General features: G+C 68.8%; 16 protein-coding genes and 1 pseudogene. 14 read left to right on the top strand and 3 right to left on the bottom strand.

Translation table 11 applies throughout. The features are described 5' to 3' along the window. Positions 1-32: 32 nt before the first annotated feature. Together ACFU7D_RS22200 and ACFU7D_RS22195 are read right to left on the bottom strand one after the other, a co-directional pair. Positions 33-674 carry a hypothetical protein gene (locus ACFU7D_RS22200; protein ID WP_378871278.1) on the bottom strand — a complete coding sequence of 214 codons (642 nt, stop codon included), beginning with the start codon at positions 672-674 and terminating at the stop codon, positions 33-35. An 81-nt stretch (positions 675-755) separates the two neighbouring features. Beyond that, the gene (locus ACFU7D_RS22195) at positions 756-1,391 is read right to left on the bottom strand and encodes a hypothetical protein (RefSeq protein ID WP_378871277.1); all 636 of its coding nucleotides are present in this window, start codon (positions 1,389-1,391) and stop codon (positions 756-758) included. A 250-nt stretch (positions 1,392-1,641) separates the two neighbouring features. Here ACFU7D_RS22195 and ACFU7D_RS22190 point away from each other — a divergent pair, with 250 nt between their 5' ends. After that, positions 1,642-2,652, top strand: a complete 1,011-nt coding sequence (locus tag ACFU7D_RS22190) for a hypothetical protein (protein WP_378871274.1) — start codon at positions 1,642-1,644, stop codon at positions 2,650-2,652. A gap of 37 nt (positions 2,653-2,689) precedes the next feature. On the opposite strand, the gene ACFU7D_RS22185 is transcribed toward ACFU7D_RS22190, so the two are convergent. Then, a complete protein-coding gene (locus ACFU7D_RS22185; RefSeq protein ID WP_378871271.1) occupies positions 2,690-3,244 on the bottom strand; it encodes a hypothetical protein in 555 nt (184 codons plus the stop codon). Between the two features lie 408 nt (positions 3,245-3,652). On the opposite strand from ACFU7D_RS22185, the gene ACFU7D_RS22180 reads away from it, so the two are divergent. The 13 genes and pseudogenes from ACFU7D_RS22180 (at position 3,653) to ACFU7D_RS22120 (ending at position 16,711) form a co-directional block, all read left to right on the top strand. After that, entirely contained in the window at positions 3,653-4,942 is a 1,290-nt protein-coding gene (locus ACFU7D_RS22180) for a helix-turn-helix domain-containing protein (protein ID WP_378871269.1), read from the top strand. Positions 4,943-4,983: 41 nt separating this feature from the next. Then, on the top strand, positions 4,984-5,973 hold the full coding sequence (locus tag ACFU7D_RS22175) for a 1-aminocyclopropane-1-carboxylate deaminase/D-cysteine desulfhydrase (protein WP_378871266.1): 990 nt from the start codon (positions 4,984-4,986) through the stop codon (positions 5,971-5,973). A gap of 194 nt (positions 5,974-6,167) precedes the next feature. Further along, positions 6,168-6,611 (top strand): annotated as a pseudogene (locus ACFU7D_RS22170) (ABC transporter ATP-binding protein); the annotation flags it as partial. Positions 6,612-7,211: 600 nt separating this feature from the next. Beyond that, complete coding sequence (locus ACFU7D_RS22165; RefSeq protein ID WP_378871280.1) at positions 7,212-7,934, top strand: MlaE family ABC transporter permease; 723 nt, start codon at positions 7,212-7,214, stop codon at positions 7,932-7,934. 1 nt (position 7,935) lies between these two features. Beyond that, a complete protein-coding gene (locus tag ACFU7D_RS22160; protein WP_378871263.1) occupies positions 7,936-8,778 on the top strand; it encodes an MlaE family ABC transporter permease in 843 nt (280 codons plus the stop codon). Next, a complete protein-coding gene (locus tag ACFU7D_RS22155; protein ID WP_378871260.1) occupies positions 8,775-10,043 on the top strand; it encodes an MCE family protein in 1,269 nt (422 codons plus the stop codon). Before ACFU7D_RS22160 ends, ACFU7D_RS22155 begins: the two co-directional genes overlap by 4 nt. Continuing rightward, positions 10,040-11,071 carry an MCE family protein gene (locus ACFU7D_RS22150; RefSeq protein ID WP_378871257.1) on the top strand — a complete coding sequence of 344 codons (1,032 nt, stop codon included), beginning with the start codon at positions 10,040-10,042 and terminating at the stop codon, positions 11,069-11,071. Before ACFU7D_RS22155 ends, ACFU7D_RS22150 begins: the two co-directional genes overlap by 4 nt. Then, positions 11,071-12,084, top strand: a complete 1,014-nt coding sequence (locus ACFU7D_RS22145) for an MCE family protein (protein WP_378871254.1) — start codon at positions 11,071-11,073, stop codon at positions 12,082-12,084. Before ACFU7D_RS22150 ends, ACFU7D_RS22145 begins: the two co-directional genes overlap by 1 nt. Continuing rightward, the gene (locus ACFU7D_RS22140) at positions 12,081-13,109 is read left to right on the top strand and encodes an MCE family protein (RefSeq protein ID WP_378871251.1); all 1,029 of its coding nucleotides are present in this window, start codon (positions 12,081-12,083) and stop codon (positions 13,107-13,109) included. Before ACFU7D_RS22145 ends, ACFU7D_RS22140 begins: the two co-directional genes overlap by 4 nt. Continuing rightward, positions 13,109-14,470: an MCE family protein gene (locus tag ACFU7D_RS22135; RefSeq protein WP_378871248.1), complete on the top strand. Its 1,362-nt coding sequence runs from the start codon at positions 13,109-13,111 to the stop codon at positions 14,468-14,470. Before ACFU7D_RS22140 ends, ACFU7D_RS22135 begins: the two co-directional genes overlap by 1 nt. After that, the gene (locus ACFU7D_RS22130; RefSeq protein ID WP_378871245.1) at positions 14,470-15,615 is read left to right on the top strand and encodes an MlaD family protein; all 1,146 of its coding nucleotides are present in this window, start codon (positions 14,470-14,472) and stop codon (positions 15,613-15,615) included. Before ACFU7D_RS22135 ends, ACFU7D_RS22130 begins: the two co-directional genes overlap by 1 nt. After that, positions 15,612-16,208, top strand: a complete 597-nt coding sequence (locus ACFU7D_RS22125) for a hypothetical protein (protein ID WP_378871242.1) — start codon at positions 15,612-15,614, stop codon at positions 16,206-16,208. The genes ACFU7D_RS22130 and ACFU7D_RS22125 overlap by 4 nt, the downstream gene beginning before the upstream one ends. After that, on the top strand, positions 16,205-16,711 hold the full coding sequence (locus ACFU7D_RS22120; RefSeq protein ID WP_378871239.1) for a hypothetical protein: 507 nt from the start codon (positions 16,205-16,207) through the stop codon (positions 16,709-16,711). Before ACFU7D_RS22125 ends, ACFU7D_RS22120 begins: the two co-directional genes overlap by 4 nt. The last annotated feature ends 23 nt before the right edge of the window (positions 16,712-16,734 follow it).

The raw sequence follows: 16,734 nt of genomic DNA, 5'->3' as shown, positions 1-16,734 counted from the left end.
GTGGCCACCCGGCGGACTCGGGGAGGGAGAGCTCAGCCGCGACGCGGGTTGGTGAGGTTGAGCTCGATGGTGTTCCCGTCGCCGGGAACGAGGGCATTGACCAGCCAGGTGTTGAGGCCGCAGTTCTGGAAGTCGCCGATCGAGTACGTCCCGGTGAGGCGGCCGCCGGTGAAGACCCCGAACCGCTCACCCTCGGGCGTGGCCACGGGGATGGCCACCGGCTCGACGGTGCGGCAGAACGGGCCGGAGAAGGTCGGGAAGCCCACGACCTTGATGTTGGTGAGACGTACGTTGTAGTAGGAGGTGGCCTCGACATAGCTGCCGCCGCCTTCGGGATGGGGCGTGAGCGTGCCGGTGGTGGGGGCGGCCTCCTCGAAGGAGACGTCGGCGCTCATCGGGATGAACCCCACCGCCTTGAACTCGGTGCTGGCGCCGGGGAGCGCCAGCGAGCCGGTGAACGCGCCGGTCGTGGTCTCCAGCGTGGTGTCCAGGACGGCCGGGCCGACCGGGATCTGCGACCCGGTCGAGGCGACGACGGTGGTGCCGTTGGCGTCGTAGAGGATGTCGAGCGGTGCGGCGTGGGCGGGTGCGGCCGTGGCGACGGCGAGCAGCGCTGCGGCCGCGGGGATGGCGAGCAGACCGAGGCGGCGCTTCGTGGGGTTCGGGCGTGGCATGAGTAGGGCTCCTTCGGGATCGTGATGTGGTGCTACATGACGACGGTGCGCCCATCGGACGCACCGTCATCGGTCGATGAATCAGCTGAGGTTGATCGCGCCGTCGGGGGAGGTGATGGCGTAGCTTCCGGAGAAGCTGGCGGCCTCGCCGACGCTGATGGTGCCCAGGCAGTCTCCGGCGACGCTCGTGACCGTGAGGCTGCTATCAGCGCCGGTTTCAGCGATGACGAGCCTCTGGGTGGCCTCGTTGAAGCTCCCGTCCACGTTTCCGCCGACCGTGAAGTCGCACAGCCCGGTGCCGGACGAGTCGGCGACGTGGGCGCTGACGCCGACGATCTTGCCTGCGACCACGTCGGTCGAGCCCGAGGTGGCCGAGCCGGTCGGCGTGAGGGACCAGGAACCGCTGTGGGTGACGGTGAGCGGGGTGCCGAACTGCTCGGTGCATCCGCCCCACCCGGTGGACGCGATGGTGGCGACAGTGGTCAGCCCGGTTCCGCTCTGCACGGTCCCGGATGCGGTGGCCGACGTGCAGGTCATCGCGTTCAGCGCGGTCGCGAAGTTGATCCCGCCCACCGCGGCTGCGGTGAACGGATGGCTCCCGGCGGTCGAGCTCCCGCCGACGGAGACGGTGTACGGGGGCGCGGCGCTTGCCATCGCCGGGGTCGCGAGGGTGAGAGCGGCTGCCGCCGCGCCCACGAGAAGGATCTTCTTAGCCATCGAACGATGTCCCTTCGGATCAGAGGAGACCAGGTGTCCCCGCTTGGTCCATTCATCCCCCGTGGTGGGGCCGGCTGTCGACGTTCAACGGCGCGAACGTGCGAGATCGGGCCTCAGGATGTCGCGTACGCGACATCGTGCGGGCCGTTCGATGCCGGAGTTGTCATGGCGATGACAAATTGTGCGGGCGCCTCGAGCGAACCTGCTGATCCAGGTTGCGGCGCGATCTTGGCGGGATCATCGTCGGTGCATGCGGCGAACAACGAGACGCGTCACGGCTGCGGCCACCCTGGCCGTGGTTGCCTTCACCATGCTCGGCATCGGCAGCAGTCGTGCCGTCGAAGGGCCCTATCCTGGGCTGCCCGCCCCCGAGGTCCAGCCGCCGCCGGCCTCCCACCGGACTTTCGGTGGTGCCGCGCTGGCGTCGCTTGCTAAGGCCGAGACAGCGAAACAGTGGCTTCGGACCCCGGTCATGGTCACGGCATTCGACTTCTACATCAGCCCGACAACGGCGAGCCCCGACCCGGCGCGGTACAGGGCGTGCAGTACAGGAGGGGGGAACGTGTATCTGGTTGCACCGTCAGGTTCGCCGCACAACTATGGGATCAGCCCCGATATCACCGTTCGCACCCTCGCCTTCGGAGCCATCCCTGTGGAAGCCACCGTGCGGCTCGAGCAGCGTCGGGCTGACGGCTTGCCAGTGCCACTCGTCGGCGAGACGACTACGTGCGCGCTCAATATCCCGGACGGCGGAAGGCAGGCGTTGGACACTGTGATCGATGACGAGCTCCACACACGGGTGACATCGCTGGTCGTCGACGGCGTTCGGATACGCCTTGGCGACACCTGCCGGACCGCCGTTCCAGGCGCTATGCATCTGCGTGGCAAGGGTTACCTCGCCGGCTGGGATGGGAACCAGCAGGTTGACCCGCCAAAGTTGCCTCTGTGGGACAAGGGCCTCTTCAATCTCAGTACCGGTGGCCGGCTCACCGGCACCATCGATGTGCCGCGGTTCGGTGGCTGTGTCACGGCAGACGGCGACGATCTCTCGTCGCTGCTCACCGCAACCGTTTCAGGCTCTGCGTTTCCGCTGAGCACCAATCAAGGAAGTGCGTTCGGCTGTACGAAGCCGAAACCAGGCGGCGGAACTCTTCCCCCGGGTCCAGGCGAATCGACTGTCGAGTCAGTACCGTGCAACCCCGGGAATGCAGCGAGCCCCTTGATCCCGCCGGCACTGGAGATACCTGAGAGCGACCGGTGACGACGCCCGATCGTCACCGGTCGCCTCGTAAGTGGAGTCAGCTGATGTTCAGCGGGCCGTCCGGGATGTTGAGGGCATAGGAGAAATCGAGGTCGACGGGGTCGCCGTCGGCGACCTGTCCCAGGCAGTTGCCTGCGACATCCTCGATGAAGAGGCTGCCATCCAGTGTCGTTTCCCTGATCGCGAGTCTCTGGGTGTTTTCATCGAACGTCGCCGCTGCGGAGCCAGTGATTGAGAAGTCGCAGAGGCCGGTGCCTGAGCTGTCTAGGACGTTGAGGCGAATGTTGTCGACCGTGCCTGCAACGACGTCGGTCGTTGACGTTGTCACCGCAGCGTCCTCCGTGGTGAAGCGCCATTCGCCGACCACGGTGAAGTCCAGCGGAGTACCGAACTGCTCGGTGCATCCGGTCCACGTGCCGTCCTCGATGGTGAAGGGGTGGTCCGCGGGGGTACTGCCGGTGTAGTTCCCGCTCATCGCGGTCCCGCTGTGTGCCTGTCCCGCCCCGCTGATGGAGAGGCAGTTCGCCGCGACGAGCGGCGTGTAGATGTTGATGCCGCCGACGGAGGCGGCGCTGAAGACGTGGTCGCCCACCGCCGTACTGCCGCCGACGGCGACGTCGTACGGCGGCGCGCCTGGGCCGCGGCCGGGGTGACGAGGATGAGGCTGGCGGCTGCTGAGCCGATCACAGGAAGTTTCTTCACGGGCGGGTGTCCTTTCGAATGGATGAGACCGAGCTCCCTTCCTCTCGCAGGTCGACGCTCATTTCCATGGGGTGACGGCCGAGACGACCAAAACGGCCGCGCGGATGTCGCGCACGCGACATCCGCGGCTCGAATTTGTCATGCACGTGATAATTCAGGGCCCTCTGCATGCCGATTGGGTCTTCCAGCACTGGCTGATCGGCTCGGTTTCCTCTGTGATGAGCGTCACTGAGTGCGCCGGCTTGACGAAGCACAGTGCTCCCGCGGGCCGGGGATCGAGGGGAGAAGTCGTAGATCCATGAGTTCGACGCAGAGCCAGATGACGACCACCGGAACGCGTGTCCCGCACCCACGACTGCCACGCCGGAGCGCCTCGCGGCAGCTCGCCGAGAAGATCCATGCCCCGCGCGTCTCGCCCACGGAGTGCGCGGTCATCCGCCGGGTCGGCCGCAGGCTGGTCCCGCAGATCACCGACGAGATCCTGCGCCAGGTCGCCGCCTACTCGCGGCATCCCACGCAGCGGCGTCGGGACCTGATCACGAGGGCAGTCGCCAGCGCCGTGGAGCTCTATGCCGACGTGGTCGAGAACATCCCGTCCGACCCGGAGACGGTGTCGGCGATGTACTTCGGCATGGGGAAGGGAGAGGCGCTGGCCGAGCGAAGCCTCGACGGGTTCCGGGCGGCCGTCGACCTGGCCACCCACCGGGCGGCCGAGGCGATCCGGCACGAGGCCGCGGGGCTGGTCCCCGACGACGTACGCGGGACGCTGTGCGGCTCGCTCCTCGCCTACATGGGCATCCTGCTCGACGACGTCGCCCGCGGGTACGCCGTCGGGGTCCGTGACCGCGAGGCGGATCCGTGCTGGATCCGGCGTCGGCTCGTCCGCGGTCTCGCAGGCGCGGCGGACGCCGAGGTGATCGGTGAGCTCGCCGCGCGCGTCAGCTGGCAGCTGCCGGCTGCTGTAGTGGTCTGCGCGGTCGACACCATCGCACCGCTCGACTCCGTCGAGTGCTCCGTCGACCTGCCCGAGAGGTGCGTGTGGGACACCGCCGGCCGGCGCGCTCTGGTGGTCACCGACCCGGCCGACGTGGACGCCGTCAGTGCGGTGATGCGGGGGTGGCCGCGTACGGGACCTGTCTTCGTGACCGTGCCGGTGCCGCTGGCCGACGTGCCGGCCGCGATCCGCTGGACCGAGCGCGCGGAGGGCCTCGTCGAGTCCGGGGTGATCCCCGCCGACCCGGTGGTGCGCTGCGCCGACCACCACGTCGCCCTGCTGCTCAACGCCGACCCCACGCTCTCGCGCTGGGAGGCGAGCGAGGCCCTCGCGCCGCTGGAGGCGTTCAAGGACGAGCACCGGCGGGCGGTGCTGCGTACGCTGCGGCTCTGGTTGCTCACCGGCGCGAACGCTCCGGCGCTGGCCGCGGAGCTCGGCATCCACGAGCACACCGTCCGCAACCACAAGCTCCGCCTGCGGGCCGCCTTCGGCAGCCGGCTCCAGGACCCCGAGTTCGTCACCCTCCTCCTCTTCGCCCTCGGCGCCGGCGAGGGCATCGCCGCCGACTGGGACGAGCTCGAGCGCTGCGGCTGAGTTCTCGGACGGGGCCGATCTGCGCCTGTCATGCTGGCGGGGTGGAGGATCGGCTGATCGCAGAGCTTCGGCTGCCGTCGCCGGTCGTCGAGATCGAGGACGACCGGCTGGCGAAGGCGGGCGTGCGGGTGCTGCTCAAGCGCGATGATCTGATCCATCCGGAGATCCCTGGCAACAAGTGGCGGAAGCTGAAATACAACATCGCGACTGCTCGGGAGCTGGAGTTCGAGACTCTGCTGACGTTCGGTGGGGCGTACTCCAACCACATCCGAGCGACCGCTGCGGTGAGTGCCTACTTCGGGTTCAGGTCGATCGGGGTCATCCGCGGTGAGGAGCATCTGCCGTTGAACCCGTCGCTTCGGTACGCGGTCTCGCGCGGGATGCGGCTGACGTATCTCGATCGCGCCGCCTACCGAGCGAAGTCGTCTGACGCCGTGATCGAGGCGTTGCATCGGGAGTTCGGCGACTTCTATCTGATCCCGGAAGGGGGTAGCAACGCCGAGGCCGTACGCGGTTGCGCCGAGCTTTCCAAGGAGCTCGATGAGGTTGTCGACGTCGTGTTCTGCGCGGTGGGGACCGGCGGGACGCTTGCCGGCGTGGCCGCGGGCGCGGCGCCTGGCCTCACGACCGTGGGAGTTCCGGTCCTGAAGGGTGGCGCGTTCCTCGAGGACGACATCGTTCGGCTGCAGGAGCAGATGTACGGCGCTCGGCGCGGTTCGTGGCGGCTGGAGTGCGACTACCACTTCGGCGGCTACGCGAAGCGCACCCCTGAACTGGATGACTTCATCGATGACTTCGATCAGCGGCACGGCCTGCGGCTCGACTGGCTGTACGAGGCGAAGATGATGTACGCGCTGATCGATCAGGTCGCTCGCGGAACGTTCTCCCGCGGCACCACGATCGTGGCGCTGATCAGCGGGTCGGGCGATGTGCCCCGAGGGACCGTCTCCATCGCCGCTTCGTCGGCAGGCGATCTTCTTGCGGGGCCGGTGGCGAACGTCCAGCCCGCTCAAGCTCCGGCAGCACGGTAACCGGACTCGGGCGAACGAATTTTCGTTCGCCCGCCGGACCGCCCACCTGCCGAGGGCGGCCGTTTTGTCATGCGCGTGACAAATCCTGGCCCGCATTCTTCGGGTGGCTCGATTCCCTCTCCCTTGTGATGTGAGCCACACGTACTGTCCCGTCGGAAGCACACCCCACAACGGCAGATCAGGGAGGTCCCGCGATGGGCGGAACCGTGGAGGTCACCGGGCTCACCAAGAGCTTCGGGTCCCAGAACATCTGGAGCGACGTGACCCTCACGCTGCCCCAGGGCGAGATCACCGCGCTGCTGGGGCCCTCGGGCACCGGCAAGTCGGTGTTCCTGAAGTCGCTGATGGGGCTGCTGCGGCCGGAGGCCGGGGTCTGCCTGGTCGACGGGGTCGACATGGTCAAGGCGCGGGAGTCGCAGCGGCAGGAGCTGCGCAAGCGGTTCGGGGTGCTCTTCCAAGACGGTGCGCTCTTCGGCTCGATGAGCGTCTTCGACAACGTCGCCTTCCCGCTGCGCGCCCACACCAAGAAGCGCGAGTCGGAGATCCGGCAGATCACCAACGACAAGCTCGACCTGGTCGGGCTGCTCGGGCAGGAGCACAAGCTGCCCGGCGAGATCTCCGGCGGGATGCGCAAGCGCGCCGGCCTGGCCCGCTCGCTGGTCACCGAGCCCTCGATCATCCTGTGCGACGAGCCCGACTCGGGGCTCGACCCGGTCCGTACGGCCAACCTGGCCCAGCTCCTCGTCGACGTCAACGCGGCCACCGACGCCACCATGCTGGTGGTCACCCACAACATCGAGCTGGCCCGCACCTTGCCGGACAACCTCGGCATGCTCTACCGCCGCCGCCTGGTGATGTACGGCCCGCGCGAGGAGTTCCTGCTCACCGACCACCCGGTCGTCTCACAGTTCATGAGCGGTGACCCGATCGGGCCGATCGGGATGAGCGAGGAGACCGACCACGGCGTCAACGACGACTACGTCGAGGGCGAGGCCTACTACCCGTCCGGGGGAGTGGCGACCGTACGCGCCGGGGCCCGCGCCATCGAGGTGCTGCCGCGCCAGCTCGCCCCCGCCAACGGCGCCCCGCGGGCCGCGGCCGAGCGCCACGGTGAGCGGGTCGCGAGCGGCGCCGCCACGCTCTACACCGCCGATGACGACGACGTTGACCGAGCACCGCGAGCGAAGGTCAAGGACCCGGTCAGCCGGGGACTCGACCAGGTCGGGGCGCTCTTCGCGCTGGGCCTGGACACCTTCCGGGCGGCGTTCCGGCGGCCGTTCGCGGCCCGCGAGCTGCTCGACCAGTTCTGGTTCGTCACCTCGGTCTCCTGGATCCCGGCGATGCTGGTCGCGATCCCGTTCGGAGCGGTGATCGCGCTGCAGCTCGGCACCCTGACGGTGCAGATCGGGGCGCAGTCGTTCACCGGCGCCGCCTCGGTCCTCGCCGTCGTGCAGCAGGCGGCGCCGATCGTGACCTCGCTGGTGATCGCGGGAGCCGGCGGAGCGGCGATCTGCGCCGACCTGGGGTCCCGGACGATCCGCGACGAGATCGATGCGATGCGGGTGATCGCGGTCGATCCGATCCAGGCGCTCGTGGTGCCACGGGTGCTCGCCTGCGTGCTCGCGGCGGTGCTGCTCAACGGCCTGGTCAGCGTCGTCGGCGTCCTCGGCGGCTACTTCTTCAACGTCATCATCCAGGGCGGGACGCCCGGGGCGTACCTCTCCTCGTTCACCGCCCTCGCCCAGCTCTCCGACCTGTGGGTGGGCGAGCTCAAGGCGGTGCTCTTCGGGCTCATCGCCGGCCTCGTCGCCGCGTTCCGGGGGCTCAACACCAAGCCCGGGCCGAAGGGGGTGGGGGAGGCGGTCAACCAGTCGGTCGTGGTCACCTTCCTGCTCCTCTTCTTCGTCAACTTCGTGATCACGACGCTCTATCTCGAGCTCGTTCCCGGGAAGGGGGCCTGACATGGCGACCGTCGACGTGGTCAAGAAGCGGTCGCGGCTGGACCGCTCGCTGGACGGGCTGGTGCAGACCGGGAAGGACATCCGGTTCTACGGCAAGGTGCTCGTGGGGATCCCGGTCGCGATCCGGCACTACCCCCGCGAGATCCTCCGGATCCTCTCCGAGGTCTCCTTCGGCACCGGTGCGCTAGCGGTCATCGGCGGCACCATCGGGGTGATGACGGGGATGAGCATCTTCGTCGGCACGGTCGTCGGCATGCAGGGGTACGCAGCGCTCGACCAGATCGGCACCTCGACGCTCAACGGGTTCATCTCCGCCTACTTCAACACCCGCGAGATCGCCCCGCTGGTGGCCGCGCTGGCCATGAGCGCGACCGTCGGCGCCGGGTTCACCGCCCAGCTCGGCGCGATGCGGATCAACGAGGAGATCGACGCGGTCAAGGTGATGGGCCTGGGCACGATCCCCTACCTCGTCTCCACCCGCGTGGTCGCCGGCTTCGTGGCGATCATCCCGCTCTACGTCGTCGGGCTGCTGACCTCCTATGCGGGATCGCGGATCGTGACGGTCTACTTCCACGGGCAGTCGGCCGGGACGTACGACCACTACTTCCAGCTCTTCCTGCCGCCCATCGACATCGTGCTGTCGTTCGGGAAGGTGCTGATCTTCTCGATCCTCATCATCCTGATCCACTGCCGGCTGGGCTTCTACGCCAGCGGCGGGCCGTCCGGGGTCGGGATCGCGGTCGGGCGCTCGGTGCGGCGGACCATCGTGGTCGTCGCGCTGCTCGACCTCGCCCTCTCGATGGCGATGTGGGGCGCCACCACGACGGTGAGGATCGCGGGATGACTCTGTCCAGACTTCGCGACGCGTTCCTCGGCCTGTGCTACCTGGCCGTCGTCGCGGCGGTGGCGCTCGGCGCCTGGCTCGCCTACGACCAGACCTTCGTCGACCGCTCCGAGGTGACCCTGACGACCGGCACCTTGGGCAATGCGCTCCAAGAGGGCTCCGACGTCAAGCTGCGCGGCGTGCCGGTCGGCACCGTTCGCACCGTCTCGGCCCGCGAGGGTGGCGCCGAGCTGACCCTGGCGCTGGAGCCGGACGTACTCTCGGATCTCTCGGCCGACACCACCGCGAGGCTGCTGCCCAAGACCCTCTTCGGGGAGCGGTACGTCGCGCTGCAACCGGCCTCGGGGCCGGAGCTGTCGGCCGGCGACGTCATCGAGCAGGACCGCTCGGACGAGGCGGTCGAGCTGGAGCAGGTCCTCGACGAGCTGCTCCCGGTGCTCAAGGCGATCCAGCCCCACAAGCTCAACGCGACGCTGAGCGAGCTGGCCACGATGCTGCGGGACAACGGCGACGACATCGGCGAGGTCTTCTCGGCGTGGGCGGACTACCTGCGGAAGCTGAACCCGCTGGTGCCGCAGATGGCCGACGACCTGGCCGCGCTCGGCCGGGTCGCGGGCCACTACGAGGAGGCCGCGCCGGACCTGCTGGATGCGCTGGACACCATGACGGTGACCGCCGAGACCCTCGTCGACCAGCAGCGACAGGTCGCCGACACGTTCCGCTCGGTGACCACGACGGCCGCCGACACCGACCGCTGGCTCGAGCGCAACCGGGAGACGATCGTGGTGCTCTCCGACACCTCGCGCGACGCGCTCCGCGCGGTCAGCCCGTACGCCTCCTCCTTCCCGTGTCTGTTCAGCGCCCTGCGCGACTACGCGCCGGTGATGGCCAAGAACCTCGGCAAGGGCACCGACGAGCCGGGGATCCACGCGCTGGTCAGCGTCTCCAACATCCGGCAGCCCTACCCCTCGGGCTACGTCCCCAAGTTGCGTACCGGCGGCCCGCGCTGCCCCTACGTCACCGGCCGGACCGGCAGCCAACCAGCCGTCACTGGGACGGCCGAGCGGATCGAGGCGCCGCCGACGGACCGGGTGCGCACCTTCGGGGCGACCACGGGCCTCGGCGAGCAGAACTCCGAGGGCGAGAACCAGCTGATCGCCGAGGTGATGGCACCAGCGGAAGGCATGGCACCTGATGAGTATCCGACCTGGTCGAGCCTGCTGCTCGGCCCGACCCTGCGAGGCACGGAGGTGATCGTGCGATGAGAACGGGCAACGGCGGCTCGGTCGCGGTGACGCTCACCAAGTCGGTGGTCTTCGCGCTGGTCACGGTCCTGGCGATGGCAGCGCTGGCGACGACGATCTCCAACGGATCGACCTCGTCGGGGCGTACGTTCACGGCGCTCTTCACCGACGTGACCAGCCTCAACAAGGGCGACGACGTGCGGATGGCGGGGGTGAAGATCGGCACCGTCCAGTCCATCGGGCTGCATCACAACGACACCGCCGAGGTCGTCTTCACCGCGGCCGAGTCGGCGCCGATGGTGGAGGGGACCCGGGCGGAGCTGCGGTTCCGCAACCTGATCGGGCAGCGGTATATCGCACTCGAGCCAGGCGCCCCGGGCGGCGACCCGCTCAGGTCCGGCTACACGTTCTCGCTCGACGAGACCCAGCCGGCGCTGGACCTGACGATGCTGTTCAACGGCTTCCAGCCGCTGTTCAAGTTCCTGAACCCCGAGGACGTCAACAACCTCAGCGCCCAGATCATCGCGGTCTTCCAGGGCGAGGGTGCGACGGTGGAGTCGCTGCTCTCCTCGACGGCCTCGCTGACCTCGACCCTCGCCGACCGCGACCAGGTGATCGGCGACCTGATCACCAACCTCAACTCGGTCCTCGAGGTGGTCAGCCAGCGCACCGGGATGCTCGACACGACCCTGGTGACGCTGCAGCGGCTGGTCTCCGGGCTGGCCGCCGACCGGGAGACGCTCGGCTCGACCATCGAGGGGATGGGCGAGCTCTCCCAGAGCGTCACCGGACTGCTGGAGGAGGGCCGAGAGCCGCTGCGCGACTCGATCGACTCGCTCGGTGACGTCTCGGAGAACCTCGCCGACAACGACGAGGCGCTGACGAAGTTCCTGACCACCATGCCGCAGAAGACCGACCAGATCGGCCGGATGGCCACCTACGGAGGGTGGCTCAACTTCTACATCTGCTCCATCGACGGGCGGATCCCGAAACCCGAGGGCTACTACGGCGACCTCGGCGTGGACTCGCCGGCAGGAAGGTGCCAATGATGGCCCGCTATCCGAAGTCGTTCGCCGAACGCAACAAGATCGTCATCGCCGTGGTCGGGATCCTGGCCATGACCGGCGTCTTCTTCGTCACCTTCTACGCCGAGGACCTCCCCGTCATCGGCGGTGGCGACACCTACGAGGCCTACTTCGCCGAGGCCGCCGGGATACGTCCCGGTGACGAGGCGCGGGTCGCCGGGGTGAAGGTCGGCGAGGTCTCCGAGCTCGAGCTCGACGGCGACAAGGTGCTGATCAGGTTCCGGGCCAAGGACGTCTCGCTCGGCTCGCAGACCACCGCGTCGATCAAGGTGAAGACGCTGCTCGGACGCAAGTTCCTCGCCCTGGACCCGGGCGGCTCGGGTCGTCTCCGCGAGCCGATCCCGGTCTCGCGGACCACGACCCCCTACGACGTCAACGCGGCCTTCTCCGACCTCTCCACCACCGTCGGGGAGATCGACATGGCCCAGGTCGAGGAGTCGATGGACGCCCTCTCGGTGGTCTTCGAGGACACCCCCGAGGACGTACGCGGCATGGTCTCCGGCCTCACCCGGATCTCCCGCACGATCTCCTCGCGGGACCAGGAGCTGGCCGAGCTGATGCGGACGACGACCGAGGTCACCGGCACCCTCGCCGAGCGCAACGAGGAGATCGGGCTGCTGATCGAGGACGGCGACAAGCTGCTCGAGGAGCTCGCCGCCCGGCGGCAGGCGATCCACCAGATGCTCACCTACACCGACGACCTCGCCAAGCAGGTCACCGGACTGGTCGAGGACAACCAGAAGCGCCTCCAGCCGGCGTTGCAGAAGCTGGACCAGGTCTCCGAGATCCTGCAGCGCAACCAGGACCACCTCGACAAGGCGCTCTCCCAGATCGGCGCCTACTACCGGGTGATCGGCGCCTCGATGAGCAACGGACCATGGATCGACGTCTACGGCTGCGGCCTCTTCGACGAGAACAACGTGCCGGTGCTCGACAACGACGTCCAGCGCGACTGCAACCCGGGAGGGAAGAGATGAGACGGATCCTCGCCGGGTTCCTCGTGGTCGCCGCCGTGGGCGCGGTCGGGTGGGGTGCTGCGTACGGGATCGAGGAGGGGCGGAAGGGCACGACGTTCTCCGCGCTCTTCGAGGCCTCCGTGGGGCTCTATCCCGGCTCCGACGTGCAGGTTCTCGGCGTTCCGGTCGGCGAGGTGACCTCGGTGACGCCCGCCGGCGAGCACGTGAAGGTCTCGATGACCCTCGACCCCGGCCAGACCGCCGCGGCCGACACCTCGGCCGTGATCGTCGCTCCGACCCTGGTCTCGGACCGCTTCGTCCAGCTCACCGAGCCGTACGTCGACGGGCCCGAGCTCCGCGACGGCACCGTCATCGAGGAGACCGCGGTGCCCGTCGAGATCGACGACCTCTACGCCTCGCTGACCGAGGCGGGCGATCAGCTCGGTCCCAACGGAGCCAACAAGAACGGCGCGCTCTCCCGGTTCCTCGAGGTGCTGGCGGCCAACCTCGACGGCCAGGGTGCCGACATCAACCAGGTGATCCGGGAAGGCGCCGACGCGTCGGCGACCCTGGCCGACATCGACCAGGACTTCTTCGCCACCGTCGAGAACCTCGACACCTTCAACAAGACCCTGCTCGAGCACGACGACGGGGTCGAGGACGCCAACCGCCGGTTCGCGCAGGTCACCGAGTATCTCGCCGAGGACCGCGACGACCTCGCCTCCGCGGTCGGCAACCTCGGCGAGGCGCTCGCGCTGCTGGAGTCCTTCATCAAGGACAACCGCGGCGAGATGCGCACGAGCGTCGAGAACCTGCAGGGCCCGACCCAGGTCCTCGTCGACCAGAACGAGTCGCTCGAGGAGGCGGTCGCCACGATCCCGCTGGTGCTGCAGAAGTACGTCAACGCCTACGACCCGGCGACCAACAGCCTCGTCGGCCGCACCAACCTGAACGAGCTGAGCGTCTGGTCCGGCGACGGCCTCACCGGCCGGACCTCCGAGGACGCGCCACCGGTCCTGCTTCCCGGTGTCGGAGAGGAGCAGTGATGTCGCGCCTGTCGAGACCGCTCGTGGCCGTGCTGGCCACGGCGACCCTGGCCCTCTCCGGCTGCGGCCTCGGTGCCGTCAGCGGCGGAGTCTACGAAGCCCCGCTGCCCGGCGGTGCCGACGTCGGGGAGGATCCGATCACGCTGAGCGCCGAGTTCGGCGACGTACTCGATCTGGTTCCTCAGTCCAGCGTCAAGGTCGACAACGTCGCGGTCGGCCGGGTCTCCAAGATCCGGCTGACCGAGGACGGTCGCAGCGCGCGGGTGTCGCTGGTGGTCAGGGACGACGTCTCGCTGCCCGCAGGCACCACGGCGCGACTGCAGCAGACCTCGCTGCTCGGGGAGAAGTACGTCGCGCTGATCCGTCCCGCCTCGCCGGTCGCGGGCGAGCCCCTGGGCGACGGCTCCGTCGTCGGTCGTGGCGACACCGAGGCGGCCGCGCAGGTCGAGGAGGTGCTCGGGGCGCTGTCGATGGTGCTCAACAGCGGCGGGATCGCGCAGTTCCAGGAGATCTCCCGGGAGATGCAGAAGATCTCCGACGGGCGGCCGGAGGAGATCAAGGCCTTCCTGACCGAGATGGACCGGTTCGTCTCGGTCCTCGACTCGCGCTCGGCCTCGATCACCTCCGCGATCGAGTCGCTCAACGAGCTCGCGGTCACGCTGGAGAAGGACAAGACCAAGATCTCTAACGCCCTGGAGGGGCTCTCGCCGGGCATGCAGGTGCTCGTCGACCAGCGTCCGCAGCTGGTCGCGATGCTGGAGGCGCTCGACAAGCTCTCCAAGGTCACCATCAGCACGCTGGACGAGGCCCAGGACGACATCGTCGCCGACCTGAAGCTGCTCGACCCGATCCTCGACCAGCTCGCCAAGGCCGGCTCCGACCTGCCCTACGCGCTCGAGATCCTCTTCACTTACCCGTTCCCCGACGAGGTGCTCAACGCGATCCGCGGCGACTACATGAACCTGTTCATGATCACGAACTTCCGTACTCCTGCCGGCTGCCAGTCCAAGGGCTGCGATTGGCTGCAACCGGCGGTCGAAGGCGGGTCCGGCGGCTCGGTCAGCTCCCAGTCCGGGTCGCCGGGCACACCGCCCGGCCTGCTGCCGTCGACCAGCTCGCCGGTGCCGGGATCGTCCTCGCCGTCGATCCCGGGGGAGTCGATCCTGCCCTCCGACTCGTCCTCGTCCTCAGACCCGTCGAACTCGTCTGACCCGTCGGGCTCCTCGGATCCGTCGCCGTCGGACCCCGGGTCCTCGTCCGGGTCGCCCTCGGAGTCCCCGGCCGAGTCGGGGTCGGCGACCTCCGAGACCTCGCCGGAAGGCGGAGCCGCAGACTCCGGCTCCGTGGAAGGGAGCGACTGATGCAACGGCTGACCGGAGGCGTACGCGTCAAGCTCGGGCTCTTCGTCGCCCTCGCGCTCGTGGGCACGAGCTATGTCGGGGCCCGCTACGTCGGCCTGGACCTGCTCGACGAGCCCTACCGCGTCGACGTCTCGCTGCCCGAGGGCGGCGGGCTCTTCGTCAACTCGGAGGTGACCTACCGCGGGGTGCCCGTGGGGGAGGTGACCTCCCTGAAGGCAGGCTCCGACGGCGTACGTGCCGTGCTGGAGATCGAGGGCGACGCGCCCGCCATCCCCGAGGACGTGACCGTGAAGGTCGCCAACCGGTCGGCCATCGGCGAGCAGTATCTGGACCTCCGCGGTGGCGCGGTGGGCTCGGCCCGGCTCTCCGACGGCGACCGGCTGAGCGCGGGGGAGGAGGCGTTGCCGTACGACGCCTCCCAGGTCATCGAGACCGGCCGCGACTTCGTCGCCTCGGTGCCCGAGGAGGCGCTGGTGACGACGATCGACGAGTCCTACCTGCTGTCCCAGGGAGCCGGCTCCGACCTGCGGAAGCTGGTCGACACCTCGCTCTCGTTCCAGCAGGAGGCCGACCGCAACTTCCTCGTCTCCGCGAGCCTGATCCGCAACTCCGACCAGGTGCTCGCGACCCAGGAGGAGTCGGCGTCCAGCATCAAGGCGTGGAGCAACGACCTCGCGCTCTTCTCCTCGACCCTTGCTGACTCCGACAAGGACCTGCGCGACCTGATCGGGGCGGCGCCCGGCTCGGCCGCCGAGATCTCGCTGCTGGTCAAGGAGGTCGGTCAGCCTCTCGGGATCCTGATGAGCAACCTGGTCACGCCCGCGACGCTCTTCGGGACGAACGCGGCCGCGCTCGAGTCGACCTTCGTGACCGTGCCGGAGGCGGTCAGCATCGGCTGGGCGATCAACACCTCCAACGGGCCACGGCTGAGCCTGATGCCGTCGTTCTTCAACCCGCCCGCCTGCGTCTCCGGCTATGAGGGCACCGACCTGCGGGCCGGCACCGATGTGAGCAAGGGCAAGCCGTTCAACACCGCGGCGGGGTGTGCCGCCGTACCCGAACCGAAAACCACGAAGACCGAGACAGCCGAGCCGGGGACGGTTAGCGTCCCCACCACGCTCGCCGGACTGATGGGGGAGCGATGAGCGCGACGACGGAGAATCCAACAGAGGCTCGGACGGAGGTGTCGGTGGTCGAGAAGGGCGCGCCCGAGCCGCCGTCGAGGCGCGACCGGGTGCTCGCCTGGGTGCTGCCGCTGGTGGCGCTGGCCGTCCTGGTTGCCGGGGCCTTGACCTGGTGGCGCGCGACCGGGCACGACCAGGAGATGGTGGACGAGGCCGCCCGCCGCGACCGGGTGCTGATCGTCGCGACCAGCCACATCGAGACCCTCAACTCGCTCGACTACCGCACGGTGGACGAGGAGTTGAAGGGCTGGGCCGCGGTCACCACCGGCACCCTGCACGACCAGCTGACCAGCGTCTCGGAGGAGGACCGCAAGGTCCTCGCGGAGCAGGAGAAGATCTCGACCGGATCGGTGATGGACGCCGCCGTGACCGAGCTCGACGACGACAGCGCGACCGTGATCGCGGCGGTCGAGATCACGGTCCGCGACGGGTCGACCTCGGGCGAGGACGCCGAACCGACCGTCAAGCGCAACAGGTTCGCGGCCGATCTGGTCAAGGTCGGCGACGACTGGCTCCTGGAGAGCCTCGAGCAGGTAGCGGTGAACATGTCATGAGCACTTCTCTCGTACGCCGCTGGGCGCCCTTCCTCGCCGCGCTCGCCCTGATCCTGGGGCTGGGAGCGTTCTGGCAGGCCGACCGGGAGCGCGGCACCGACCACGTCGGCAACCGCGCCGTCGTCGACGCCGAGGCCACCACCGAGGTGCAGTCTGCCGTCTCCACCGGCCTGCTCCAGGTCTTCTCCTACGACTTCTCCGACCCCTCGCCGACCGCTGCCGCGGCCGACGAGTTCCTCGCCGGCGACGCCCGCAAGGAGTACGACCTCCTCTTCAAGCAGCTCCAGAAGAAGGCACCCGGTCAGAAGCTCGTGCTCAGCGCCGAGGTCCAGGTCGCCGCGGTCAAGTCCCTCGACGCCGACTCCGCTTCGCTCCTGGTCTTCCTCGATCAGGCCTCGCAGCGCTCGACCGACAAGGAGTCCTCCATCTCCGCCGCTCAGATCGCCGTCGAGGCCGCCAAGGTCGACGGCCAGTGGAAGGTGACGGCTCTCGACCTCTTCTGATGCCGAGTCGGCTCGTCATGACG

It is taken from the genome of Nocardioides sp. NPDC057577 (assembly GCF_042801335.1).
Classification (GTDB): Bacteria; Actinomycetota; Actinomycetes; order Propionibacteriales; family Nocardioidaceae; genus Nocardioides.
Note: the sequence above shows the minus strand (reverse complement) of the source record. Positions and strands in the feature narration are given on the sequence as shown.